The sequence below is a fragment of the Arthrobacter sp. zg-Y179 genome, from assembly GCF_020907345.1.
In the GTDB taxonomy this organism is placed as follows: Bacteria; Actinomycetota; Actinomycetes; order Actinomycetales; family Micrococcaceae; genus Arthrobacter_B; species Arthrobacter_B jinronghuae.
In genome coordinates this window covers 22,696-45,710 of the sequence record NZ_JAJJOB010000004.1, presented here as the reverse complement: position 1 = coordinate 45,710, position 23,015 = coordinate 22,696, and the positions used below count along the sequence as shown (strand labels likewise).

At 66.2% G+C, this 23,015-nt stretch carries 23 protein-coding genes and 2 tRNA genes; 15 read left to right on the top strand and 10 right to left on the bottom strand.

All coding sequences use genetic code 11. From position 1 onward, the window contains the following. The first annotated feature begins 60 nt into the window (after positions 1–60). From LOC56_RS02310 to LOC56_RS02300, 3 genes are all read left to right on the top strand, one after another. Positions 61–1,350: a glycosyltransferase 87 family protein gene (locus LOC56_RS02310; RefSeq protein ID WP_229950088.1), complete on the top strand. Its 1,290-nt coding sequence runs from the start codon at positions 61–63 to the stop codon at positions 1,348–1,350. Between the two features lie 9 nt (positions 1,351–1,359). After that, positions 1,360–2,040, top strand: coding sequence for an MOSC domain-containing protein (locus LOC56_RS02305; protein WP_229950086.1), 681 nt, complete (start codon positions 1,360–1,362; stop codon positions 2,038–2,040). Positions 2,041–2,371: 331 nt separating this feature from the next. Beyond that, the gene (locus LOC56_RS02300; RefSeq protein WP_442860045.1) at positions 2,372–4,303 is read left to right on the top strand and encodes a DEAD/DEAH box helicase; all 1,932 of its coding nucleotides are present in this window, start codon (positions 2,372–2,374) and stop codon (positions 4,301–4,303) included. A 122-nt stretch (positions 4,304–4,425) separates the two neighbouring features. On the opposite strand, the gene LOC56_RS02295 is transcribed toward LOC56_RS02300, so the two are convergent. Further along, positions 4,426–5,808 (bottom strand): protein kinase domain-containing protein, encoded by a 1,383-nt coding sequence (locus tag LOC56_RS02295; RefSeq protein WP_229950084.1) that lies wholly within the window; start codon positions 5,806–5,808, stop codon positions 4,426–4,428. 176 nt (positions 5,809–5,984) lie between these two features. On the opposite strand from LOC56_RS02295, the gene LOC56_RS02290 reads away from it, so the two are divergent. From LOC56_RS02290 to LOC56_RS02255, 8 genes are all read left to right on the top strand, one after another. Then, positions 5,985–6,056, top strand: a tRNA-Thr gene (locus LOC56_RS02290). A 75-nt stretch (positions 6,057–6,131) separates the two neighbouring features. Next, a tRNA-Met gene (locus LOC56_RS02285) sits at positions 6,132–6,205 on the top strand. 230 nt (positions 6,206–6,435) lie between these two features. Continuing rightward, on the top strand, positions 6,436–7,002 hold the full coding sequence (locus LOC56_RS02280) for a type 1 glutamine amidotransferase domain-containing protein (protein WP_229950082.1): 567 nt from the start codon (positions 6,436–6,438) through the stop codon (positions 7,000–7,002). 80 nt (positions 7,003–7,082) lie between these two features. Then, a complete protein-coding gene (locus LOC56_RS02275) occupies positions 7,083–8,033 on the top strand; it encodes a DUF2797 domain-containing protein (protein WP_229950081.1) in 951 nt (316 codons plus the stop codon). A 58-nt stretch (positions 8,034–8,091) separates the two neighbouring features. After that, on the top strand, positions 8,092–8,331 hold the full coding sequence (locus LOC56_RS02270) for a hypothetical protein (protein ID WP_229950079.1): 240 nt from the start codon (positions 8,092–8,094) through the stop codon (positions 8,329–8,331). Next, positions 8,328–8,777 (top strand): FAS1-like dehydratase domain-containing protein, encoded by a 450-nt coding sequence (locus LOC56_RS02265; RefSeq protein WP_229950077.1) that lies wholly within the window; start codon positions 8,328–8,330, stop codon positions 8,775–8,777. The genes LOC56_RS02270 and LOC56_RS02265 overlap by 4 nt, the downstream gene beginning before the upstream one ends. A gap of 5 nt (positions 8,778–8,782) precedes the next feature. After that, positions 8,783–9,214: a MaoC family dehydratase gene (locus tag LOC56_RS02260; protein WP_227918830.1), complete on the top strand. Its 432-nt coding sequence runs from the start codon at positions 8,783–8,785 to the stop codon at positions 9,212–9,214. A 5-nt stretch (positions 9,215–9,219) separates the two neighbouring features. Then, a complete protein-coding gene (locus LOC56_RS02255) occupies positions 9,220–10,284 on the top strand; it encodes a UDP-N-acetylmuramate dehydrogenase (RefSeq protein ID WP_229950356.1) in 1,065 nt (354 codons plus the stop codon). A gap of 21 nt (positions 10,285–10,305) precedes the next feature. On the opposite strand, the gene LOC56_RS02250 is transcribed toward LOC56_RS02255, so the two are convergent. From LOC56_RS02250 to LOC56_RS02215, 8 genes are all read right to left on the bottom strand, one after another. Next, on the bottom strand, positions 10,306–10,797 hold the full coding sequence (locus LOC56_RS02250; RefSeq protein WP_229950075.1) for a hypothetical protein: 492 nt from the start codon (positions 10,795–10,797) through the stop codon (positions 10,306–10,308). Positions 10,798–10,949: 152 nt separating this feature from the next. Further along, complete coding sequence (gene asd, locus LOC56_RS02245) at positions 10,950–12,092, bottom strand: aspartate-semialdehyde dehydrogenase (RefSeq protein ID WP_229950073.1); 1,143 nt, start codon at positions 12,090–12,092, stop codon at positions 10,950–10,952. A gap of 10 nt (positions 12,093–12,102) precedes the next feature. Then, positions 12,103–12,813 (bottom strand): dihydrofolate reductase, encoded by a 711-nt coding sequence (locus LOC56_RS02240; RefSeq protein ID WP_229950071.1) that lies wholly within the window; start codon positions 12,811–12,813, stop codon positions 12,103–12,105. 10 nt (positions 12,814–12,823) lie between these two features. Beyond that, positions 12,824–13,627 carry a thymidylate synthase gene (locus LOC56_RS02235; protein ID WP_331460893.1) on the bottom strand — a complete coding sequence of 268 codons (804 nt, stop codon included), beginning with the start codon at positions 13,625–13,627 and terminating at the stop codon, positions 12,824–12,826. A gap of 76 nt (positions 13,628–13,703) precedes the next feature. After that, positions 13,704–14,672, bottom strand: coding sequence for an NUDIX hydrolase (locus tag LOC56_RS02230; RefSeq protein ID WP_229950069.1), 969 nt, complete (start codon positions 14,670–14,672; stop codon positions 13,704–13,706). After that, entirely contained in the window at positions 14,672–16,897 is a 2,226-nt protein-coding gene (locus LOC56_RS02225) for an RNA degradosome polyphosphate kinase (protein ID WP_229950067.1), read from the bottom strand. Before LOC56_RS02225 ends, LOC56_RS02230 begins: the two co-directional genes overlap by 1 nt. 90 nt (positions 16,898–16,987) lie before the next feature. Beyond that, positions 16,988–17,977, bottom strand: coding sequence for a mycothiol synthase (gene mshD / locus LOC56_RS02220; protein WP_229950066.1), 990 nt, complete (start codon positions 17,975–17,977; stop codon positions 16,988–16,990). Between the two features lie 62 nt (positions 17,978–18,039). After that, the gene (locus LOC56_RS02215; protein WP_229950064.1) at positions 18,040–18,744 is read right to left on the bottom strand and encodes a winged helix-turn-helix transcriptional regulator; all 705 of its coding nucleotides are present in this window, start codon (positions 18,742–18,744) and stop codon (positions 18,040–18,042) included. A 193-nt stretch (positions 18,745–18,937) separates the two neighbouring features. Between LOC56_RS02215 and LOC56_RS02210 the strand changes: the two genes are divergently transcribed. The 4 genes from LOC56_RS02210 (at position 18,938) to LOC56_RS02195 (ending at position 22,147) form a co-directional block, all read left to right on the top strand. Further along, complete coding sequence (locus LOC56_RS02210; protein ID WP_229950062.1) at positions 18,938–19,630, top strand: hypothetical protein; 693 nt, start codon at positions 18,938–18,940, stop codon at positions 19,628–19,630. 306 nt (positions 19,631–19,936) lie between these two features. Next, the gene (locus LOC56_RS02205; protein ID WP_229950060.1) at positions 19,937–20,536 is read left to right on the top strand and encodes an FABP family protein; all 600 of its coding nucleotides are present in this window, start codon (positions 19,937–19,939) and stop codon (positions 20,534–20,536) included. 61 nt (positions 20,537–20,597) lie between these two features. Continuing rightward, positions 20,598–21,689: a CAF17-like 4Fe-4S cluster assembly/insertion protein YgfZ gene (gene ygfZ, locus LOC56_RS02200; protein WP_229950059.1), complete on the top strand. Its 1,092-nt coding sequence runs from the start codon at positions 20,598–20,600 to the stop codon at positions 21,687–21,689. Between the two features lie 56 nt (positions 21,690–21,745). Then, a complete protein-coding gene (locus LOC56_RS02195; RefSeq protein ID WP_229950057.1) occupies positions 21,746–22,147 on the top strand; it encodes an ankyrin repeat domain-containing protein in 402 nt (133 codons plus the stop codon). A gap of 16 nt (positions 22,148–22,163) precedes the next feature. Here LOC56_RS02195 and LOC56_RS02190 read toward each other — a convergent pair whose 3' ends face one another. After that, entirely contained in the window at positions 22,164–22,880 is a 717-nt protein-coding gene (locus tag LOC56_RS02190; protein WP_229950055.1) for a GNAT family N-acetyltransferase, read from the bottom strand. Positions 22,881–23,015: the final 135 nt, after the last annotated feature.

Here is a 23,015-nt window from a genome sequence, read left to right as displayed (position 1 = left end):
GACACGAAAAACGCTATGTAGCGCCACACGCGCGCGGCCGGCAGTCTTACAGGGAGAACAATGGGCCAGATCCACCGATCCGCTTTTGTGCGGACCGTTGCGACCCTGGGGGCGCTGGCATTAGCCGGGCTGCTCGTATGGACAGCTTTCGACTTGTCGCCGCGCCACGGCCTCGACTTCAGTGTCTACCTTTCCGGCGGACAGAGCGTCATCGACGCCGCCGGCGAGCTGTATACGAAGGCGGTCCAGTACGACGCCGACAGCAGCCTGCTCTTCACCTACCCGCCTTTTGCCGCGCTGGTCTTTGCCGTGCTGGCTCCGTTCGGCCAGAGCGTGGGGCTGAACATCTTCACGGGCATTTCCATCGCCATTGCCGCAGCCACGTCCGTCTGGGCAGTCCGCTATGTCTTCCGCCGTGCGGGAGCCATGGACGTACTCCGGCACCCCTGGCTCCGGCCGCTGGCGATCGCCGGCACCGGCTTGATCGTGCTGCTCGGACCGTGGCGCGAAACGCAGGCCTTCGGGCAGATCAACATCCTGCTCTTTGGGCTGATCATGGCCGACTTCGTGATCAAGAAGGAAAGCTGGCCCACCGGCCTGCTGACAGGTGTGGCAGCCGGACTGAAACTCACCCCGCTGGTCTTCGGCCTGTACTTCCTGGCGCGGGGCGACTGGCGCGGACTGCGCAACATGGCGTACGGCTTCCTCTCGACCTTCGCCCTTGGCTTCCTGATCCTCCCGCGGGAATCACGTACGTACTGGCTGGACCTGCTGCCGGACACCTCGCGGATCGGCGGTGCCGGCTACGTGGACAACCTCTCGATCAAGGGTGCCATCCTGCACTTCGGCGGCCCGGATTTCCCCGTCGACCTTCCGTGGCTTTTCCTTTCACTGCTGGCTGTCGCGGCTACCGCCGTCGTCATCCGCCTTGCCGGCAACCGCGGGGAGACCTTCACTGCCCTGGCAGCCACCGCGCTGTTGATGCTCCTGATTTCCCCTGTCTCCTGGTCACACCACTGGGTCTGGGTGGCCCTCTTCATCCCGGTCCTGGCCCGGAACATGATGGACTTGGAGCCGGAGCGCCGGAAACTGAAGATCACCGGATTCCTTCTGCTGGCCTCCTCGCTGGTGATTTTCATTTACTCGCCCAAGACCATCGGCGAACTGTTCAATGCGCCCAACCTGGATTCCCAGCTGCCCGAGCCGTGGCTGATGGCCTCCAGCGCCGGAGTCTTCTGGGGGATCGGGCTCCTGGTCTGGTGGTCCGTCAACTATTGGGGCAGCCGCCCGCGCCACTGGTGGCGCAATAATCCGCCCGGGTTGCAGCGGGCCACGGAGCCGCAGCCCTAGACTGCTGGCATGAGAACCGGTTCGCTGCTCGCTGTTTGCCTGCTGCACGGCCTTCTGCCCACCAAGGACGCCACCGGCGTCACTGCCATCGACAAACGCGCCGTGGCAGGACCGGTAAAGGTCCATCCCCTGGGATTGACCGGAGACCTGCAGGCCAGCCGCAAACATCACGGCGGGGAATCCAAGGCCATCTACGCCTATTCCCAGGCCGACGCCGACTACTGGGCCCGGGAACTGGGGCGCGCGATCCCGCCCGGCCTGTTCGGTGAAAACCTGCGGCTGGACGGTTTGGACGCCACTGCCGCCCTGATCGGCGAGCGGTGGCGGATCGGCGACGACGTCGAGCTGGAAGTGACCTGTCCCCGCACCCCCTGCCGCAACTTCCAGCGGCGGATGGAGGTGCCGAACTGGCAGCGCCGCTTTGCGGAGGCCGGCCGCGTGGGCACTTATCTGCGGGTCCGCCGCCGCGGCAGCATCACTGCGGGGGATGCGGTGGAAGTGCTGACCGCACCCAGCCACGGCGTAAGCGTCCGCCACGTCTTCCGCGGACTGGACGCCGAACAAGCCGCGGCGCTGCAGGCATCCCGCAGCGCCGGCGAGATCACGCTGTCACCGGAAATACTCAAGGTCCTGCGGACGATGTCGGCCAAAACGGTGCGGTCCACGGCCGCAGTGCCGGCCCGGGGTTAGCCCTGCCGCAGCCGCTGTGCGCAAGCTCACCGGCCCCGACCACGCACCGGACGCCGGGATGCCGTACACTGGAAAACATCCCCCACTCCGGTATTCCCTTATTTCCTGCGGTTCATTCGAGATTTTCATAGAAAATCATCACGAAATCCGTACGGTTCGTTGTGTTGGGGCCCGCATTTCTTATGCGGGCAGATTCATCTTTTGGGGAGCGCCGGCAAAGAAATCGTCACACCGGTCGTAGGCACAATCCAGTGAAATCGGCCCACAGCTGTGACGGAAAGTCCTGCCTGGGATTGCAACAGCGCCGGACTTACGTCCTGCAGCCTCTTGGTTGCCTGCTCCCCGATTGAATGAGGATTACCTCTTGTCTGAAGCCACGCTGGAAAACACCAACGTCGAGAATGCCGCTCCCGAAACCGAAGAGAACACAGTGCTGTTCAGTGACTTCGGATTGGACGAGCGCGTCCTGGCAGCCCTGAAGGATGTCGGCTACGTAACGCCGTCTCCCATCCAGGCAGCTACCATCCCCCTGCTGCTCGAAGGCCGCGACGTCGTCGGCCTGGCCCAGACGGGTACCGGCAAGACCGCGGCATTCGCCGTTCCGGCCCTGTCCCTGCTCGCCGGCCGCCCGGCAACCAAGGACACCCAGGTGCTGGTGCTTGCACCCACCCGTGAACTGGCCCTGCAGTCTGCAGAAGCCTTCACTTCCTACGCCGTCCACATGGATGGCATCACCGTGCTTCCCGTGTACGGCGGTTCCGCCTACGGCCCCCAGCTCAACGGCCTTCGCCGCGGCGCCCAGGTTGTTGTGGGTACCCCCGGCCGTGTGATTGACCACATCGCCAAGGGTTCCCTGAACCTGTCCAACCTCGAGTACCTGGTGCTCGATGAGGCTGACGAAATGCTGCGCATGGGCTTCGCCGAAGACGTGGAGCAGATCCTTTCCTCCACTCCGGCGAGCAAGCAGGTTGCACTGTTCTCCGCCACCATGCCGCCGGCCATCCGCAAGATTGCCAAGAAGTACCTGAACAACGCTGCGGAAATCACGGTCAAGTCCAAGACCACCACCGGTGCGAACACCCGCCAGCGCTACGTGCAGGTTATGGGCCCGCACAAGCTGGATGCAATGACCCGCATCCTGGAAACCGAAGAGTTCGACGGCGTTATCGCGTTCGTCCGGACCAAGGCGGCCACCGAAGACCTGGCTGACAAGCTCAAGGACCGCGGCTACAACGCCGCCGCCATCAATGGCGACATCCCGCAGCAGCAGCGTGAGCGCACGGTCGAGGCCCTCCGCGACGGCAAGATCGACATCCTGGTTGCCACGGATGTTGCCGCCCGCGGCCTCGACGTCGAGCGCATCAGCCACGTCGTCAACTACGACATCCCGCACGACACCGAGTCCTACGTCCACCGCATCGGCCGTACCGGCCGTGCAGGACGCACCGGCGACGCCATCCTGTTCATGACCCCGCGTGAGAAGTACCTGCTGCGGGCCATTGAAAAGGCCACTCGCCAGCCGGTTGAGCACATGCAGCTGCCCAGCGTCGACGTTGTCAACGAGAAGCGCCTGGCCAAGTTCTCCGAGAAGATCACGGAAACCCTCGGTTCCGAGGACATTGCGGTGTTCCGTGACCTGGTGACCAAGTACCTGGCCGAGCACGAAGTTCCCGCCGAAGACGTTGCAGCGGCCCTGGCCGTCATGGCCCAGGGTGGCCGCGACCTGCTGCTGCGGGAAATCCCGCAGGCTCCTGCCCGCCAGCGCGAGCGTTCCGAAGGCCGCAACGACGGCGTTGGCTCCCGCGGCCCGACGCGCCCGCTGACCGAAGGCAATGCAACGTACCGCATCGCCGTCGGCCGCCGCCAGCGCGTGCTGCCCGGTTCGATTGTCGGCGCCATTGCCAACGAGGGCGGCCTGTCCTCCGCGCAGATCGGCGGCATCGACATCCGTGCAGACCACACCCTGGTGGAACTGCCTGCAGACCTGTCCAAGGACCAGCTGCGCGCCCTGTCCCGCACCCGGATCGGCGGCGAACTGATCCACCTGGAACTGGACAAGGGACGCAAGCCGGCCCGCGAGCGTGAAGGCGGCGGCAGCTTCAACGACCGGGCCGACCGCGGCGGCTTCAAGAAGGATTTCAAGAAGCGCGACGGCGAGCGTTCGTTCGGCGACCGCGGCAGTGACCGCCCGTTCAAGAAGCGTGAAGGCGGCTTCCGCGACAGTGCCGCTGCCGGTGCCCGCAAGCCCCGCTTCCGCGACTAGGAAGCAGCGGCGCCCGTAACCTAAGGCGCCGCACCGCAGTTCCGTACAAACAAGAAGGACGCCTCCCGCTGCGGGAGGCGTCCTTCTTGTTATGCCCTGTGGCGCCGGGGCGCTGCTCCAGGTTACTGCACCGACCCGTTTGCGCGGCGGCTCTCGAGGCGCATTTCCAGGTCGTTCATGACAATCGCAGCCAGGTCCGAGAGTGTTGCCTCGTCCTCGGGGGAGAAAGTCCGCGGCTTCGTGTCCAGGATGCAGAACGTGCCCAGGCTGAACCCGTCACTGGTCTGCAGCGGAACGCCGGCGTAGAACTGCAGTCCGAAGTCTCCGGCCACCAACGGGTTGGCCAGCGTCCGCGGGTCCTGCCGGGCGTCGTCGACCACGTACACGCCGTCCTGCAGGATGGCGGAGGCGCACAGGCCGGGATCGCGGCCGATCTCGACGGCTTCGGTGCCGTGATGGGACTTGAACCAGATCCGGTCGGCGTCCACCACGCTGACGATTGCCACGGGGACGTCAAAGAGGCGGGATGCCAGGGCCGTGACCCGGTCGAAGGCGCCGTCCGGGGGAGTGTCCAGCAGGTCGTAGCGGCGCACCGCGTCCATCCGCCGGGCTTCGTCGGCGGGCAGGATCTCCGGGGCCACCCGGTGCCGGCCGCGCGCGGCGATGATCATGTCATACAGGACCTGGGAGACGTCGTGGGCGCTGGGGCGCTCTGCAGCGTCCTGAGCGGTCATGGCGCGCAGCAGCTGTACCCAGTCCGCTCCCAGCTCCGCGGGGATCTCCGGGTCCCTCAGGAGACGTGCGAGGGCACTCTCCAGGGCGGGACCGGGGAAGGCAGGCTTTCCCGTCAGGCACTGCAGCAGCACCAGGCCGAGCGAATACACATCGCTCGACACCCCGGCATTTTCCCCGCGGGCCTGCTCTGGACTCATAAACGCCGCGGTGCCTGAGAAGGTGCCGTGCTGGGACTGCGGATCGCTGGCCACGAAAGCAACGCCGAAGTCAGTGAGTTTGGCCCGGATGCGGGCATCCGCGCTGCTGTAGTCGAACAGCATGATGTTTGCGGGCTTCACGTCCCGGTGCACTACGCCGTTGTCGTGGATGTATTCCAGGCCGATGGCGAGGTCGTAGCCGAGCAGCGCGGTCTGGCGGCGGGGCAGGGTGCCCTGCTTCAGCCGTTCGCGGAGATCGAGCCCCTGGACAAGTTCCATAACGAGGTAGATCAGCGGCGACGAGGGGTTGGACGTGTCCGATCCCGCATCCAGCAGGGTAACCAGGCTGTGGTGGTTCAGGCGCGCCAGGATCTTGGCCTCGGCGTCGCTGCGCCGCAGATCCGTCTCACTGGTGGCCGACGGGCGGATGATCTTCACCGCTACGTCCCGGTCCAGGAACTCATCCTTGGCCCGGTGGACGGTGCCCATGGCACCTGCCCCGATCTGATTCAGGAGTCGGTATCTTCCACCCAGGAAGAGGCCCTCTGAAACGTGGTTCGGCACTATGCTCACGTGCCCTCGCTTTCTCGTAGCATAAGCATACTGACAAAACTGTCCCGGGGCTTACTTTTGGGACCGTCCCGGCCCGTGTGTCGGACGGGCGGAAAAGTGTCACTGGTCACCTTTCCCGGATACGGCCCCTTTCGATTTCATGTTCCCGAAAAGTGCTGGTAGAGTTTTATGTCGTTGCCCCGATAGCTCAGTGGTAGAGCGCCATCTTGGTAAGATGGAGGTCCCGGGATCGATTCCCGGTCGGGGCTCTCAATGGGAGGGCCCGCGTTGCAAAGGCTGTATGTTCTGCAGAGGCCTGTGTAGGGCGGGCTTCACTCATTTTTGGCGGTGTAGCTCAGTTGGTTAGAGCGCACGACTCATAATCGTGAGGTCGGGAGATCGAGCCTCCCCACCGCTACAAACAGGGCAGGTCCTGAAGATTTCATTCTTCCGGTACCTGCCCTTTTTGTTTGCCCTGAGCCGCATGCCCCATCGGTTCGAAAGCTCCCTAAGGTTGCTTATCATTGCCGGTTCTCCATAGGGTGGGCATAGCGGGAACCGAAAGGTATCCCGATCCAGCACCACCACCGTAGAAGCATCGCTGCGGCCCGCAGATTTCCGGCCGCAGCTGAAACGAACGGAGTCACCATGGCAGAGCACGATATTTCCGGCAAGAAGGTAGCTTTCCTCCTCACCGACGGCGTGGAGCAGATTGAGCTGACCAGCCCCTGGGAAGCAGTCAAGAACGCCGGCGGCGAGCCGGTGCTCGTGTCCCCGAAGAAGGGCACCATTCAGGGCTTCGACGGCATGGACAAGGGCGAGACCTTCACCGTTGACCTCGACGTAGCCGACGCCGACGCAAGCGACTTCGACGCGCTGGTCCTGCCCGGCGGCGTCGTCAACGCAGACTTCCTCCGCGTGGACAAGAACGCCCAGCAGTTTGCCCGTGCCTTCTTCGAGGCGCACAAGCCCGTGGCTTCCATCTGCCACGGCCCGTGGCTGCTGATCGAGGCCGGCGTCGTCAAGGGCCGCGACCTGACGTCCTACCACACGCTGGCAACGGACCTGAAGAACGCCGGCGCGAACTGGACCGACGAGGAAGTGGTGGTGGACCAGGGGTTCGTGACCAGCCGCAACCCGGGCGATCTGCCGGCTTTCAACGACAAGCTCGTTGAGGAAATCGCCGAAGGGGAACACGCGGGCCAGCACGCCTGATACCTCCCAAAACACCGCCGAAGGGTGGGGTAGCGTGAAAACGTTATCCCACCCTTTTGGCGTTAACCGGGAGGTTCACCATGCCTGCAGCCGGGGGCACCGCAACATCCGCCGACGGCGGCAGGTTCCTGTGTTCGGGGACCTCCTGGAACACCGCCGGCCCGCACCTGACACTGCACCTTCCCAGCGGACGGGCCGAAAAGCAGCCGCTCGCTCCCGGCACCGAACTCCGGTTCCGTGTCCTGGCGGACAACAACGGGAACGGGAAGTTCTGCCTTGGCTCCTGGCAGGTGAACGACGACGGCGTCCAGTCCCACACTCCCTGTCCGGGCCAGGCTCCTGCCGAGCGCGGTTATCAGTGCAGCAGTTGCTTCATCCGGGACGAGGTGCGAGGCATCCACAACAGCCACCGTGCGGACAGCATCCCGGAGGCGCTCCGGCGCTACCTGGACCAGCCGCACTGGCTGTACGTGGCCACGTTCGCCGACGGATCCACCAAGGTCGGCACGGCCGCGGACGGGCGCAAGCAGCTCCGCCTGATCGAACAGGGAGCTGTCCACGCCAGGTATGTTGCCCGTGCCGGCGACGGCCTGGTGGTGCGGATCCTCGAAGACGCCGTGACGGCCGTGGTCGGCCTGCAACAGGCTGTCCGGGCAGGAACCAAAACGGCGGCGCTGGCCCGGCCCCTGGCCGCCGCGGAACTGGACGCCCGCAACGCCGAGGCCGCAGCGTCGGTGCGTTCCATGCTGGCGGACCTGGCGATTACCGGTTTCCGGACGGCCGACGAAGTCTGGGAACCGCCCGCCCAGTTCCGTACAGTGCTCGAGACGCCGTGCGAACTGTATCCGTGCGACCCCGGTTCGGGTGAGCACGGCATGGTCATCCAAGCCGTCCTGGGTGCAACGGCCCTGGTCCGGGTGGACGGCGAAGAAACCCTGTTCGCGGCGGACCTGTCCCGCCTGAAGGGGCGCCGGCTGCAGTACGGTCCCTTCCGCACGGCCGTGCCTGCACTCCAGGCCGCACTGTTCTAGCGGGAGCCGCACGCACACCGTTTCGGGCCCTTACCGCCCGCCCCTGTATTCTGAAGACATGCTAAATACCCCCTGGGAAACCGGCTCGCCCCTGTACCGGAAACTTGTCGTGAGCGCACTGGCGCTCAGTGGCCTCGGGGTACTGCTGGTACTTCTGGGAGCGGTCCTGGATAACCAGGTCCTGATGTACATCGCCATTCCCCTGATTGTGGTGGGCCTGAGCACGCACCTGAGCGGTATGGTGGTCCGCGCCAGGGACACCCGACGCCGCATCAAGGGCACGGAGGGCAAAAAATGAGCATCAACCCCCAACTCCAGGGACGCACCTACCCGGCAGGGGCCGCGTACTCCGTGGGCCGTGAAAAGATCCGCGAATTCGCTGCAGCCGTCAAGGCCACCAACCCGGCCCACTTCGACGTCGCCAGCGCCCAGGAACTGGGCTATGCAGACCTCGTTGCCCCGCCCACCTTCGCCATCATCGTTGCCCAGCGTGCCGACGCGCTGCTGGTTGCCGATCCCGATGCCGGCATCGACTTTTCCCGGGTGGTCCATGCCGACCAGCGCTTCACCCACCACCGTCCCATCGTGGCCGGAGACGAACTGGTGGCCGAGCTGCACGTGGACTCCGTACGGGCAATGGGCGACGGCGCCCTGATCACCACCCGCGCGGAAATTTCCACGACTGAGGGCGAGCAGGTAGCCACCACCCTTTCATCCATCCTCGTCCGCGGAGAGGGGCAGTAACCGCTATGTCCATTGCACTAAGTGAACTGTCCAAGGGCACCGAGATCGGTTCCGCCGCGCTGGAAATTTCCCGCGCCGACCTCGTCCGCTATGCCGGTGCCTCCGGCGACTTCAACCCCATCCACTGGAACGAACGCTTCGCCCGCGAGGTGGAGCTGCCCGGCGTTATTGCGCACGGCATGTTCACCATGGGTACCGCAGTCCAGCTGGTGAGCGACTGGATCGGCGATCCGGGAGCGGTTATCGACTACCAGACGCGTTTCACCCGGCCCGTCCTGGTGGAGGACATCGACGGCGCCCCCGGGGCGGTTGTGGAGGTCGCCGGTGTTATCGGCGCCATCGACGCGGACAACTCGACGGCACGCGTGGATCTCACCGTGACCTTCAACGGACAGAAGGTGCTGGTCAAGGCACAGGCAGTGGTGCGGGTCTGGTGACTGCTTTGACCCGGATGCCGCTGGCATCCCTGACCACCGCACGCGTAGGCGGGCCGGCCCGCCGCTACCTTGAAGCAGAAACCGAAGACGAACTGATCATTGCCGTCCGTGCCGCGGATGAGGCGGGGGAGCCGCTGCTGATCATCGGCGGAGGTTCCAACCTGTTGATCTCGGACGAAGGATTCGACGGCGCCGTCATCCACATTGCCAGCCGCGGGCTGGAGATCCGGGAAGCCGGGGACGGAACCGCCGTCCTGCGCGCCGAGGCCGGGCACCCGTGGGACGAACTGGTGGCGTACACCCTGTCGGAGGGCTACTCCGGCCTGGAAGCGCTGTCCGGTATCCCGGGACTGGCCGGTGCGACGCCGGTGCAGAACGTGGGTGCCTACGGCGCCGATGTCTCGCAGTCCATCACTTCGGTGCGCGCCTGGGACCGCACAGAGCGCACGGTGGTGGAATTCGCCAACGCCGATCTCGGGTTCGGCTACCGGGATTCGGTGCTCAAGCGCAGCACGAAAAACGGCTCTCCCCGCTACGTGGTGCTGACCGTGGAGTTCGCCCTGTCCAAGGGCTCCACCAGCGCCCCGGTCCGCTACGCCGAGCTCGCCCAGGCCCTGGGAGTCGACATCGGCGAGCATGCCGACGCCGTGGACGTGCGCCGCGAAGTCCTTCGGCTGCGTGCGGGCAAGGGCATGGTCCTGGACGCCTCGGACCCGGACACCTACAGCACCGGTTCCTTCTTCACCAACCCCATCGTTGATGAGGCAACCGCAGCCGCGCTCCCGGCAGACGCTCCCCGCTACCCGGTGGCGGAACCCGGAAAGGTGAAGCTCAGCGCCGCGTGGCTGATCAGCCACGCCGGTTTCCGCAAGGGCTTCGGACTGGCTCCCGAGGACGGCACGGGCGGGCGGGCCTCGCTGTCCACCAAGCACACCCTGGCCGTCACCAACCGCGGCGACGCCACTGCCGAGGACCTGCTGGCGGTGGCCCGCGCGGTCGCTGCCGGCGTGGAGAAGGCTTTCGGCATCCGGCTCCACCCCGAGCCACTGCTGGTCAACTGCACGCTGTAGCCGCCACCGGCACGGGAGGAATCAGCCGCCGGGACTGTCTCCGGGTCCGGATCCCGGCGGTGCCGGTCCTTTCTCCGGGGGTCCCTTCTCCGCCGGTCCTTTCCGTGCCTCGGCGGCTGCCGCCTGCGCACTCCGGATAGCCGGGCGGTCCCGCCGCGGGTCCAGCAGGCAGCTGTTGCACAGCCACTGGATCAGCCGGGGCGTCAGGGCCACCTGGGTACGCCGGTCCTGCAGGTCCGGCAGCAGCCACTCCGGCTCCAGGAAGCCGCTGAGGGCGTAGGCGAGCTCGTGGGGGCCGAACAGCCGGGCGAAGGCCGCCTCCGGCTCCAGCGTCCGCTCAAGCGCAAGCAGCGCTTTGTCCTGGGCGCAGAGGATCCCTGCGCCCTCGGCCTCCAGATACCGGCGCAGTTGCAGGGCCACGCGGAGATAACGGGCCCGGGTGGGGGTCTGCTTGCCGGCACAGCTGAAGGCGAAGAAGGTGCTGAGGATCGAATCCACGCTTTGCTGCTCCATGCGGACAACATGCCACCCGGCACTGACAGTTTTTGAACGCTCCGGTTTTGGCAGCCATCCAGCCTCAGGCGCCTCCGCCCGGCAAGCCACCGCCCGTTAACGCAGCACGGGTCCGCTCCACAGGGGAGCGGACCCGGAACGGGAACGGAAAATCAGAGGTTGCCGGTGGCGATGCGCAGCATCCGGCGCAGCGGTTCGGCGGCGCCCCAGAGCAGCTGGTCCCCAATGGTGAAGGCGCTGATGTACTCCGGGCCCATTTCCAGCTTGCGGATGCGGCCCACCGGGATGTCCAGCGTGCCGGTGACCGCCACCGGAGTCAGCTCGGCCATGGTGGCTTCCTTGGTGTTGGGCACCACCTTGGACCATTCATTGTCCGCGTCGATGATCTTCTCGATCTCGGCCACGGAGAGGTCCTCGGTCAGCTTCAGGGTCAGGGCCTGGGAGTGGGAACGCATGGCGCCGATCCGAACGCACAGCCCGTCAAACGGAATCCGTCCCTCGGCCCCGCGGCCGAGGATCTTGTTGGTCTCCGCGCCGCCCTTCCACTCTTCCTTGGACATGCCGTTGCCCAGGTCCGCATCGATCCAGGGGATTACTGAACCGGCCAGCGGCACACCGAACTGGGAGGAGTCCATGGACGGGTTCTTCTGCTGGGCCAGGACGGCACGGTCAATCTCCAGGATGGCCGACGCGGGATCGGCGAGGTTGGGCGCCACCGCAGCGTTCAGCGCCCCGAACTGGTTCAGCAGTTCGCGCATGTGCCGGGCACCGCCGCCGGAGGCTGCCTGGTAGGTCATGGACGTGCCCCACTCGACCAGGCCGTTGCGGAACAGCCCGCCGAGGCCCATCAGCATGCAGGACACGGTGCAGTTGCCGCCCACGAAGTTCTTCACGCCGCGGGCCAGGCCCGCGTCAATCACGTCCCGGTTGACCGGATCCAGCACGATGATCGCGTCATCGTCCATGCGCAGCGTGGAAGCGGCGTCAATCCAGATGCCGTCCCAGCCGGCGGAGCGCAGCTTCGGGAAAATTTCCGCCGTGTAGTCGCCGCCCTGGGCGGTGACGATGATCGGCAGCTTGGCCAGCGCGTCGACGTCGTACGCATCCTGCAGCGGTCCGGCTCCGGCCGCGAAGGACGGTGCGTTGCCTCCGGCGTTGGAGGTCGAGAAGAACACCGGGTTGACCAGCTCGAAGTCGCCCTCGTCCTGCATGCGCTGCATCAGGACGGAGCCGACCATGCCGCGCCAGCCGACGAAACCTGCACTGGGGAAAGCGGGAATGGATGAAGAAGTCATGGTTTCCACTTTAGGCCAGCGGTCCGGCTGCGTCTTGGTTGGCTGCGTCACGGCCGGCTGTCTTACGGTTCCGAGTCCAGAGGGCAATCCGGTATCGGGTGCCGTTGGAAGACATGTACCAATCGGAGGCAGGACTGACGGCGCTGAAGGTCCAGTCCTGGCCCAGCGCGGGGGCGAATGTGTCGCCTTCGGTCTCCATGTCGATGACCGTCACCACCGCGGTATTGGCCACCGGGACGGCCGCTTCATACAGCTGTGCACCCCCGATGATCCAGATTTCCTCGTTGCCGGGACTGGTTCGGGCCACGGTCAGGGCATCCTCGAGGGAGCCGGCGACGACGGCGCCGGAGTCCGCAGCTTCGGCGTGCAGCGCGGCACTGGAGGACACAATGATGTTGGTCCTTCCGGGCAGCGGCCGGTAGGCAGCCGGGAAGGATTCCCAGGTGCGGCGGCCCATGATGACCGGGTGTCCCGCCGTCGTGGCCTTGAAATGCGCCATGTCCTCGGGCAGGTGCCACGGCATGCCGCCGTCGCGCCCGATGACGCCGTCCACGGTCTGCGCCCAGACCATGCCGATGACGGGGCCGCCGTCGGGTACCGTGCCGCGCTCCCGGAGGACCTGACCGAGGTCCGCGCCCTCATGGGAGCCGCCGCCCACCGGAAAGTAGCGGGTGGGGCCGGCCGGGGCGGCAACGGTTGTTACGGGAAGGGACTCGGTCATGGTTGTCCTCTCAAACGGCGATAGGCGCTTTGATACCGGGGTGGTGCCGGTAGTCGAGGACCTCGAAGTCCTCAAGGGTGTAGTCGAAGATGCTCTCCGGAGTGCGGCGGATCCGCAGCTTCGGATAGGGGAAGGGCTCCCGGCTGAGCTGTTCACGGACCTGGTCCACATGGTTGTCGTAAATGTGGACGTCGCCGCCGCTCCAGACGAATTCGCCGGGCTCCAGCCCGGTCTGCTGGGCCACCATCAGGGTGAGGAGGGCGTAGGAGGCGATGTTGAACGGGACCCCCAGGAAGGTGTCCGCCGAGCGCTGGTACAGCTGGCAGGACAGCTTCCCGTCCGCGACGTAGAACTGGAACAGGGCGTGGCACGGCGGCAGGGCCATGTTCTCGACCTCCGCCGGGTTCCAGGCCGTGACGATGTGGCGGCGGGAATCCGGGTTTTTCCGGATGCCTTCGACCAGCTTCGCGATCTGGTCGATGTGCCCGCCGTCGGGAGTGGGCCAGGAGCGCCACTGGACGCCGTAGACCGGGCCGAGCTCGCCGTCGTCGTCCGCCCATTCGTCCCAGATGCTCACGCCCTGTTCCTGCAGCCAGCGGACGTTGGAGTCGCCGCGCAGGAACCAGAGCAGCTCGAGGGCAACGGACTTGAAATGCACCCGCTTGGTGGTGATCAGCGGAAAGGATTCGCTCAGGTCAAAGCGCATCTGGCGGCCGAACACGCTGCGCGTGCCGGTGCCGGTGCGGTCGGACTTCTGCGTGCCGTTGGCCATGACGTCGCGCAGCAGGTCTTCATACGGGGTAGGAATGCTCACCCGGCCAGTCTAGTTCAGGTCGGCGCGCGGCCAGGGGGAATGCGAGGCGTGCCACAACGGCACCGGGCGGCCGGAGCTAGTCGTCGAAGGCCCGGTATTTTTCCAGCGAAACGATCCGGCCCTCATCCGCGCTGCTCACCTGGCAGATCACGGACTCGCCGGGTGCCAGGTACGGGTCCTTGGCCGGCAGGCCTGCGGCCATGTCCACCGGCATATGCCCCGCCAGCACGTCGAAAACCAGGGGCAGCACCGGCCGATGCGTGCACACCGCCACGGGTTTGGCCTTGTCGAACAAGCCCTCAATGGCGTTCCGGGCCTTGCCGGGCTTGCGCTTGGCGCTGTGCTCGGTAAGCGCGTCAACCGTCTTGAACTTGGTGCCTTCCGCCTTCACGTACGGGCGGACGGTCTGCACGCAGCGCACCCAGGGACTGGAGACCACCCGTTTGGGCCGCCAGGCGACCAGCAGCCGCGAGACGGCCATGGCCTGCCGCAGGCCGGTGGCTACCAGCGGCCGTTCGCCCTCCGCCCGGGTCCACGCGGACCGGGGCTTGGCCTTGGCATGCCGGACCACGATCAGCGGCCAGGTCCTCAGCCGCTGCTCGTTCCAGGCCGCCACCAGTTCCATCAGCGGCAGCTTGTCCGTGGGGTTGGTAAGTGCTTCGGCGGCTTCCTCCGGAGTGCACCAGCGTGTGCCGTCCACTTCCTTGCCGTCCGGCCGTGCCTTGTCCGAGTCCACATGGGAGGCCCAGTAGTGCACCATCTTCATGCCCGAAGCCACCGGGTAGAGCGTGGAGGGCAGCGGAATGCCCAGGCTGATCCTCAGGCCAACTTCCTCACGGACTTCCCGCACGGCGCATTCCGGGGTGGTTTCGCCGACATCGAGCTTGCCCTTGGGCCAGGACCAGTCGTCATACCGGGGGCGGTGGATCATGAGGACCTGCAGTTTGCCCTCCCGTTCGCGCCAGCACAGGGCGCCCGCCGCCACTACCTTGACCGGGGTGTCCTCCTGGACCGGAGCGGCGGCGGGGGACTGAATTGCTTCCATCAGCGCCGGGCCACCGAGCGCTGGCGGGAACGGGACGCCAGCAGCCAGGACTGCACGTCCTGCAGCGCGTTGCCTTCCTCGTCCTTGCTGTGGCGGATCCAGGCGCCTTCCGGGTCCAGATGCCAACTCGCCGTGCCGGGGTCCATGTACCGGTCCATCAGGGCGATCAGATCGGCGACGTCGTCGCGGGCCACCAGCTGGACCAGGGCCTCCACCCGGCGGTCCAGGTTGCGGTGCATCATGTCCGCCGATCCGATGAAGACCACCGGGTCTCCGCCGTTGGCAAAGGCGAACACCCGGGAGTGCTCCAGGAAGCGGCCCAGCACCGAGCGTACGGTGATGTTCTCGCTGAGGCCGGGTACGCCCGGACGGACCGAGCAGATACCGCGGACAATGACGTCCACCTGGACCCCCGCCTGGGAGGCACGGTAGAGGGAGTCGATGATCGCCTCGTCCACCATGGAGTTGACCTTGATGATCACCCGCGCGGCGAGGCCGGCCTTCTTGTTCGCAATCTCGCGCTCAATCCGGTCAATCAGTCCGGACCGGACCGAGCGCGGAGCCACGAGCAGCCGTTTGAAAGTGGACTTCGGTGCGTAGCCGGAGAGCTGGTTGAACAGCTTCGTCAGGTCCTCGCCCACCTGCTCATTGGCGGTGAGCAGGCCCAGATCCTCGTAGTAGCGGGCGGTGCGCGGATGGTAGTTGCCCGTGCCGATGTGGCAGTAGCGGCGCAGTCCGTCCACTTCCTGCCGGACAACCAGGGACAGCTTGCAGTGCGTCTTCAGGCCTACGATGCCGTACACCACGTGCACGCCGGCCTGCTCGAGCTTGCGTGCCCACGAAATGTTGGCCTGTTCGTCGAACCGGGCCTTGATTTCCACCAAGGCCAGGACCTGCTTGCCGGCCTCGGCCGCGTCGATCAGGGCATCGACGATGGGCGAATCGCCGGAGGTGCGGTACAGCGTCTGCTTGATGGCCTGCACCCGCGGATCGGCGGCAGCCTGCTCCAGGAACGCCTGCACGGATGTCGAGAAGGAATCGTACGGATGGTGCAGGAGGATGTCCCGACGGCGCATGGCCGCGAACACGTTTGCCGGCTTGGAAGTCTCCGACTCCTTCAGGTGGCGGTTGGTGTGCGGCACCTGCTTGGGGTAGTGCAGGTCCGGCCGGTCGATCCGGCTGATCGGGGAAAGGCCGCGGAGGTCCAGCGGCGCGGGAAGGACGTAGACCTCGTCCGATTCCACGCCCAACTCGCGTTCGAGCAGTTCCCGGATATTCGGGTTCATCTCCGGGGTAACTTCCAGACGCACGGGAGGACCGAAGCGACGGCGCAGCAGCTCCTTTTCCAGGGCCTGCAGGAGGTTCTCGGCGTCGTCCTCTTCCACCTCGAGGTCTTCGTTGCGGGTGACGCGGAAGGTGTAGTGCTCAATAACGTCCATGCCCGGGAAGAGCTGGTCCAGATGCTGGGCAATGATGTCTTCCAGCGCGATAAACCGGGCCGTGCGTCCGGCCACGTTGCCCGCGCGGGGGCCGTCCACGGAGATGAGGCGGGGGAGCTGGTCCGGAACCTTCACGCGTGCAAAGAACTCCTTGCCGCTGACCGGGTTGCGGACCACCACTGCCAGGTTCAGGGAGAGGCCGGAAATGTAAGGGAAGGGGTGCGCCGGGTCCACGGCAAGGGGGGTCAGGATGGGGAAGACCTTCGCCGCGAACTGCTTGTGCAGGCTCGCCTTGGCGGCGTCGTCCAGTTCGTCCCAGCTGACCAGGTAGATCTGCTCTTCCGCCAGGGCAGGCCGGATCTGGCTGGCGAAGACATCCGCGTGGCGCTGCTGCAGCCGGTAGCCCGCTGCCACGATTTCCTCGAGCTGTTCGATCGGGCTCTGGCCTGCAGCGGAGGGAACCGCCAGGCCGGTGGCAATGCGGCGCTTGAGGCCGGCAACCCGGACCATGAAGAACTCGTCGAGGTTGGAGGCGAAGATGGACAGGAAGTTCACCCGTTCCAACAGGTACAGCTCAGGGTCTTCGGCGAGTTCCAGGACCCTGGCGTTGAAGTGCAGCCAGCTGATCTCCCGGTCCAGGAACCGTTCCGGCGTGATATCTCCGCTCGGAACAAGGGCAGGGCCGAAGTCCGGGATGTCGATGCGGTCCTGGGTGGCCCGCGGTGCCGACATCGCCTCTGCGGACCCGAAGGTCGAGCGGGGCTCTGCGTCGGTATCGAAACTCATAGTGTCTCCCTGAGGTGCTGGCGGCGGATCAGGGCAGGCGTTACGGGCGGACCGCCTGGCCCTGCAAACAACATTACAAGCTGCGCAGCCCTATGCGGGTGCGTACATCACGTCCTGGTCCCAGCGGACGAAGCCGAGGCGGCGGTAAAGGGCGACGGCGGCGGTGTTGTCGGCGTCGACGTACAGCATGACGGCATCCAGTCCCGCGGAGTGGAGGTGCTGGATTCCGGCTACCGTCAGGGCTTTGCCGAGTCCCCGGCCCTGCGCCTCGGGGCTGACGCCGACCACGTACACCTCGCCGATGGGAGGGTGCCCTCCGGTGCCGGGGTGGACCTTGGTCCAGTGGAAACCGAGGATCGTGCCTTCGTTGTCCACGGCCAGGAGGAATCCGGCCGGGTCAAACCAGTCCTCGTCCATGCGGGCCTGCAGATCGGCAAGGCTCATGGACCCCTGCTCCGGGTGGTGGGCAAAGGCGGCGGCGTTGGCATCCAGCCAGGCCTGCTCATCCTGGCCGGGTTTAAAGGCGCGCACCGATACCCCGGCGGGGAACCCGGTTTCGGGCAGCGAGGCATTGGACCGGCTCAGGCGCATCTTCCACAGGTCACGGACGGGACGGTAGCCGAAGCGGGCGGCGAGCTCCACGGCCGCCTCATGGTTCCCATGCGACCAGGCAGCGGGCCGGGGATCGCCGTCGTCCGCAGAGGAGTTGTCGCGCACCGCATCCTGCACTGCCGCGGCAAGGGCCGTGCCGACGCCCTGGTTTCGGTAGTTCGGGTGTACCACCAGTTCCAGCACCCCCGGATCCTGCGGGGTTTCGGATACGAGGACGGCGACGCCGGCCAGCCATTGCCCGCTGCCGGTGTCGGAACCGGAGTCATTTGCGTAGGTGGTGAAGACGGAGAGAGTGTCCGGATCGGCGTCGGGGGAGCGCAGGTCCACGAGCGTCTGCTCGGACAGCGGCGGGTTGCCGTCCGAGTCCTGCGCGGCGGACGCCAGCTGCAGGATGTCGGCGAAGGCGGCGGGCTCGGGCGTGCCACGGGTCTCGACTACGGGCCAGGCTGTCTGCGGTTCTTCACTCATGCCGAAAGCCTAGCGCGGCTGGTGCCCCTGCGCAGGGCGCGGCGCCGCGGGAAGTACGCCGGTCAGGCGTCCTGACTGGCGGCTGCCGTGGTTTCCGCCCGCGAGCGGGTGAACCGGTAACCGACATTCCGCACCGTGCCGATCAGCGTCTCGTGGTCCGGCCCCAGCTTGGCCCGCAGCCGCCGTACATGGACATCCACGGTCCGGGTGCCGCCGTAGTAGTCGTAGCCCCACACCTCGTGTAGCAGCTGGTCGCGGGTGAAGACGCGGCCGGGATGCTGCGCCAGGTATTTCAGGAGTTCGAACTCCTTATAGGTCAGGTTCAGAGCCGTGCCGTTCACACGGGCGGTGTAGCTGGCCTCGTCAATAACGACGCCGGAGGCTCGGATCTCGGTCGAAGGAGCCTCGACTGCGCCGGCGCCGCGGGCCGATGCCAGGCGGAGCCGCGCTTCGAGCTCGGCGGGGCCTGCGGAATCGAGGATGACGTCGTCAGCGAGCCAGTTGGGGGCGACGGCAGCCATCCCGCCCTCCGTGAGGATAAGGATGAGCGGGGTGCCCAGCCCCGTGGCCTTCAGCAGCTGGGTCAGGGACCGCGCGCCGACGAGATCCCTGCGGGCATCCACCAGGATGACGTCACTGGGATCGGTGTCCAGAAGGGCCGTAGGCTCCGCCGGCACTACGTGGACCTTGTGGTTCAGGAGTTCCAGGGCGGGCAGGACGTTGACCGAGGAACCCGAGCTGTTGGTAAGAAGCAAAATGTGCGACATAGGTCCTCCGAATGTTGGGCGCACACCATCGGGCATTTTCCTTCGCCGATCCGCTTGGCTTGAAGTGATCGAAAGTATACCCATCGAGCTAACGGGCCTGTCGTTTTTCTTCTGGACGCCGTAATAAGGCAGGATAACTAGGGTGAAACTTTGGAGCTTAGCGGTGCCGGCGGCGCTTGCCATTATCGGTATCGTGAGCGCTTCCTACCTGTCCGTGCCAGCGGTGGCCGTGATCAGCGGTCTGGCCGCCGTCCTCACCGGCGTCTGCTGGCCGCACCTGATAGGGGTGCCTGCCCGCAAAACGCAGGGCGCAACCCTGGGCCTGGTAGGCGCAGGCGCAGTGGCGGCAGCGTACTTCGCGCCCGCCGCGGCCATGCTGACCTGGTTGCCGGCCGCCGTCGCCGTAGGTGTCGGAGCGGTCTTCCTGATCCAGCTGCTCCGCGGCACCGGACAGGCGCACCGGCTCGAATCCATCGTCGGCATTATCTCCGGCGTGCTGGTTACTGCCATGGGCTCCGGCTGGGTGGCCGCTGACCGTTTGGCCGGTACCGACGGGAATCCCGGACTCCTCAGCGTGGCCGGCAGTGCCGCATTGGCAGCCGTTGCCGTGTCGCTTATTCCGCTCCCGGACCGGATGGCCGCGCCGCTTGGCCTGCTGGCCGGCGGCCTGACCGCAGCCTTGGTGGCCCTGGTCGTGGCGGGCGTTTCCTGGCCGGCGGCAGCGTTCAGCGGCGTGGTGATAGCCGCCGTCGTGATGGCCTTCCGCCGCCTGGCGCTTTCCCGCAACGATGCTTCCAATGCTGCGGGACGCCTGGCGCTCGGGCTGGCTCCGGTGGTTACCCTCGGGGCCGTGGTCTACTTCCTCGGCCGGCTGCTGGTTTCCTAACAGCTGCGAACCCGTGCCCGGGGCGGGAGCGTTTGCTGCCCTGTTGAGGGTTTGGCCCGCAGGTCCCTGTCATGATCGAATGGCGGGAAGGAAACTGTTCCTCCCGCGCGTTAGGATGTAGCCATGGTTGCTCTCGAAATTTTCTTTATTGCCCTGCTGGGCATCACCGGCCTCGCGATGGCCGGATTCGCTGCACTGGTTATCTCCCGCCTGTACAAGGGCCAGAAGTAAACACCGGCCAGAAGTAAACACCGGCTTCGCCCCGCCAGCACCAGCCACCCGTTACACCGAAGGACAGGTTCCACCATGCCAATGGAGATCCCCACCGATCTGACCCCGGAACTGGTACCGCTGTCCTGGCTCCTCGGCACCTGGGAAGGCTCCGGACGGCTGGGTGAGGGCGAGGCCGATTCGGAGCACTTCGCACAGAAGGTCACGTTCACCCAGAACGGCCTGCCGTACCTGCAGTACACCGCGGAAAGCTGGCTCACCGACGAGCAGGGCACCCGCCTGCGGCCGCTGGCCGTCGAGACCGGGTTCTGGGCCCTTGACCGCCCCCTGAACGACGCCGACGGCGGGCCCGGCCTGGTTCCGGCAGATATCGTGCCGGCGCTCCGCAGCGCTGACGAGGTCGAAGAGCTGCGCAATGACGCCGGTGGTTTCGATATCACCGCCACCATCGTGCACCCCGGAGGCATCGCCGAGCTGTATTACGGGCAGATCAAGGGTCCGCAGATCCAGTTGAGCACCGATGTCGTGATGCGCGGCGTGAACTCCAAAGAGTACTCAGCAGCGACCCGGATCTACGGACTGGTCAACGGCGACCTTTACTGGCGCTGGGACGTTGCCTCCGAGGGTGAAGCCTTGAAGGCCCATGCCTCGGCAATCCTGAACAAGACCTCCTAAACACACACCGGCAAAGCCGGCCGGAGGAATAGGCCCGAGCCGCTAGGACGTTGCACCTGTTATGACGTATTCCAGCCCCCTGCTTTCCCGCCACGGCGCCGTTGAAGCCGGCGGCCTCGACGCCGGTACCGCCTCGCACTACGGCGATCCGCTCCGTGAACAGCGCGATCTTGCACGCGGCAGCGCCGTCGTCGACCTTTCCTTCCGCGGCGTGGTCACCGTTTCCGGTCCCGACCGCCTCAGCTGGCTGAACACGCTGTCCTCCCAGCAGGTGGCGGATCTTCAGCCCGGCGTGAGCTCGGAGCTGCTGCTGCTCAGCGTGCAGGGCCGCATCGACTATGACGTGCGGATCATCGACGACGGCGCCACTTCCTGGCTGCTGGTCGAATCCGCTGAAGCGCCGGGCCTGACCGAGTGGCTGCAGCGCATGAAGTTTATGCTCCGGGTCGAAATCGCAGACGTCACGGACCAGTGGGCCGTGGCCGGTGCGACGGTTGAGGTGCCGCAGTGGGAGCAGTACCTGCGGTGGACCGATCCCTGGCCGCACATTGGTGCCGGCGGGTTTGCCTACACGGCCGTGCCGGAAGATGCCCACCCCGGGCTTGAGCGGCCCTGGTACGAGTACCTGATTCCGCGGGCCGGGTTTGCGTCCGCAATGGACGCCTCCGGGCGCACCCTGGCCGGCTCCATGGCTTCCGAGGCACTGCGCATCGCCGCCTGGCGGCCGCGGCTGGGAGCGGAGACGGACGAGAAGACCATCCCGCACGAGCTGGACCTGATCCGCACCGCCGTTCATCTGGCCAAGGGCTGCTACAAGGGCCAGGAAACCGTGGCGCGCGTGCACAACCTGGGGCACCCGCCCCGCCGGCTGGTGTTCCTGCAGCTGGACGGTTCGCAGCACACCCTTCCGGCCGCCGGCAGCCCGGTCATGCTGGGGGAACGGCAGGTCGGAACCCTGACCTCCGTCGGCGCCCACTATGAAATGGGCCCCGTGGGCCTGGCAATGGTGAAGCGGTCCGTGGATCCCTCCGTACAGCTGGTAGTGAACGACGACGGCGAGCTCTACGCCGCCGCGCAGGAACCCATCGTGGCGCCGGATGCGGGAGCCGTGGTGGGACGCCCCTCGGGTTTCCTGAAGGCACCGCGGCGCTGACCGCAAGCTTCTTTTCCCGATTGACAGCCAGAAAAATCAATACCTCCAGGAGCGCCATGAGCACCCCCGAATCCCGCCCCCAGATCGATGATGACGTTATTGAACTCGCAGGCATGGTCTTTGATGCTGCGCGTGCCGGCGACACCGAAGGGGTCCGCCGCTACCTCGACGCCGGCGTGCCCGTGAACCTGACGAACGGCTCGGGCGACAATCTGCTGATGCTGGCCTCGTACCACGGCCACGCGGAGCTGACCGCTCTGCTGGTGGAACGCGGTGCGGACATCAACACGCAGAATGACCGCGGCCAGACACCGCTTGCCGGCGCCGCGTTCAAGGGATACGTGGAGATTTTCCGGATCCTGGCGGAAGCGGGTGCGGATCCCGACGCCGGATCGCCCACCGGGCGGGACACCGCCGGGTTCTTCAAACGGCAGGAAATGCTGGACCTGCTCGGCTAGGGCGGGTGCGTCGCGCCTAGGCGTTCAGGGCCACGGAGGTGCGGCTTCCGGCGGGGATGAAACCGGACCCGACTGCGGTCCTGGCGGCGCCCAGGTTGTCCAGCCGGGCCCGCCACTGGGGGATTAAGCCGCCTGCCATGGCGTCCTCGAGGGCCACCGAACTGATGTAGCTGCCCAGCCCGCGCAGCCGGTGGCCCGGGGCGGTCAGCACGCTCATGTCCGCCAGGATTCCGTCGGTGATGCTGTATCCCGCACCTGCCACAGGGCGTGGTTTGTCCTGGGAATCGTCCACCAGGACAAAGACTTCTTCCTTCTCCGCCAGGCCGGCCTCCGCGACGTCATCCGGAGGGCACAGGCGTTCCAGGACGACGGCGAGACCGGGTTCGTTGCTGACGGCGAGCTCGTCGAGTGGAATGACGCTCGGGAAAGCGTCAGCGAAAAACAGCTGTTCGGCGCCCAGGACGCGTCCGCCGTGTTCCATGGACATCTGGATAAGCCCGGAATTGCGGGTGAGCTGCGCGGCGCTTTGGGTCCGGGCGCGGTCGGCAGCCCATTCGGGGCCGCTGAACACCTCGGCACCGAAAAGGCGCAGGAAGCATGCTGTGTCAGCCTGCTCCTGAACGCTGTAAATGCGTTCGCCGGTGTCCGTTTCCGCCAGGGCATTGTCTGCCAGGCCCAGATGGCGGGACCAGGCCAGCTGGATGATCGCGATGGTTCCCGAGTCCAGATTCATGTTTTTCAACCTACACCGCGGTATGCACACGCATGCAAACGCCCTGCCGGAGTATACGGAATCCTCAGCAAATACACAGGATCGCTGACGGAATCCGTACGCCGACGGCAGGGCGCGGCGGACGACGGGCCGGGC

Bases quoted from the DNA above. Each gene is read 5' to 3' on its own strand.
- mshD (WP_229950066.1), bottom strand. From the start codon at position 17,977: ATGAGTGAAGAACCGCAGACAGCCTGGCCCGTAGTCGAGACCCGTGGC.
- asd (WP_229950073.1), bottom strand. From the start codon at position 12,092: ATGACTTCTTCATCCATTCCCGCTTTCCCCAGTGCAGGTTTCGTCGGC.
- LOC56_RS02270 (WP_229950079.1), top strand. From the start codon at position 8,092: ATGCTAAATACCCCCTGGGAAACCGGCTCGCCCCTGTACCGGAAACTT.
- LOC56_RS02305 (WP_229950086.1), top strand. From the start codon at position 1,360: ATGAGAACCGGTTCGCTGCTCGCTGTTTGCCTGCTGCACGGCCTTCTG.
- LOC56_RS02310 (WP_229950088.1), top strand. From the start codon at position 61: ATGGGCCAGATCCACCGATCCGCTTTTGTGCGGACCGTTGCGACCCTG.
- LOC56_RS02275 (WP_229950081.1), top strand. From the start codon at position 7,083: ATGCCTGCAGCCGGGGGCACCGCAACATCCGCCGACGGCGGCAGGTTC.
- LOC56_RS02280 (WP_229950082.1), top strand. From the start codon at position 6,436: ATGGCAGAGCACGATATTTCCGGCAAGAAGGTAGCTTTCCTCCTCACC.
- ygfZ (WP_229950059.1), top strand. From the start codon at position 20,598: ATGACGTATTCCAGCCCCCTGCTTTCCCGCCACGGCGCCGTTGAAGCC.
- LOC56_RS02215 (WP_229950064.1), bottom strand. From the start codon at position 18,744: ATGTCGCACATTTTGCTTCTTACCAACAGCTCGGGTTCCTCGGTCAAC.
- LOC56_RS02230 (WP_229950069.1), bottom strand. From the start codon at position 14,672: ATGGAAGCAATTCAGTCCCCCGCCGCCGCTCCGGTCCAGGAGGACACC.
- LOC56_RS02205 (WP_229950060.1), top strand. From the start codon at position 19,937: ATGCCAATGGAGATCCCCACCGATCTGACCCCGGAACTGGTACCGCTG.
- LOC56_RS02195 (WP_229950057.1), top strand. From the start codon at position 21,746: ATGAGCACCCCCGAATCCCGCCCCCAGATCGATGATGACGTTATTGAA.
- LOC56_RS02240 (WP_229950071.1), bottom strand. From the start codon at position 12,813: ATGACCGAGTCCCTTCCCGTAACAACCGTTGCCGCCCCGGCCGGCCCC.
- LOC56_RS02260 (WP_227918830.1), top strand. From the start codon at position 8,783: ATGTCCATTGCACTAAGTGAACTGTCCAAGGGCACCGAGATCGGTTCC.
- LOC56_RS02190 (WP_229950055.1), bottom strand. From the start codon at position 22,880: ATGAATCTGGACTCGGGAACCATCGCGATCATCCAGCTGGCCTGGTCC.
- LOC56_RS02225 (WP_229950067.1), bottom strand. From the start codon at position 16,897: ATGAGTTTCGATACCGACGCAGAGCCCCGCTCGACCTTCGGGTCCGCA.
- LOC56_RS02250 (WP_229950075.1), bottom strand. From the start codon at position 10,797: ATGGAGCAGCAAAGCGTGGATTCGATCCTCAGCACCTTCTTCGCCTTC.
- LOC56_RS02265 (WP_229950077.1), top strand. From the start codon at position 8,328: ATGAGCATCAACCCCCAACTCCAGGGACGCACCTACCCGGCAGGGGCC.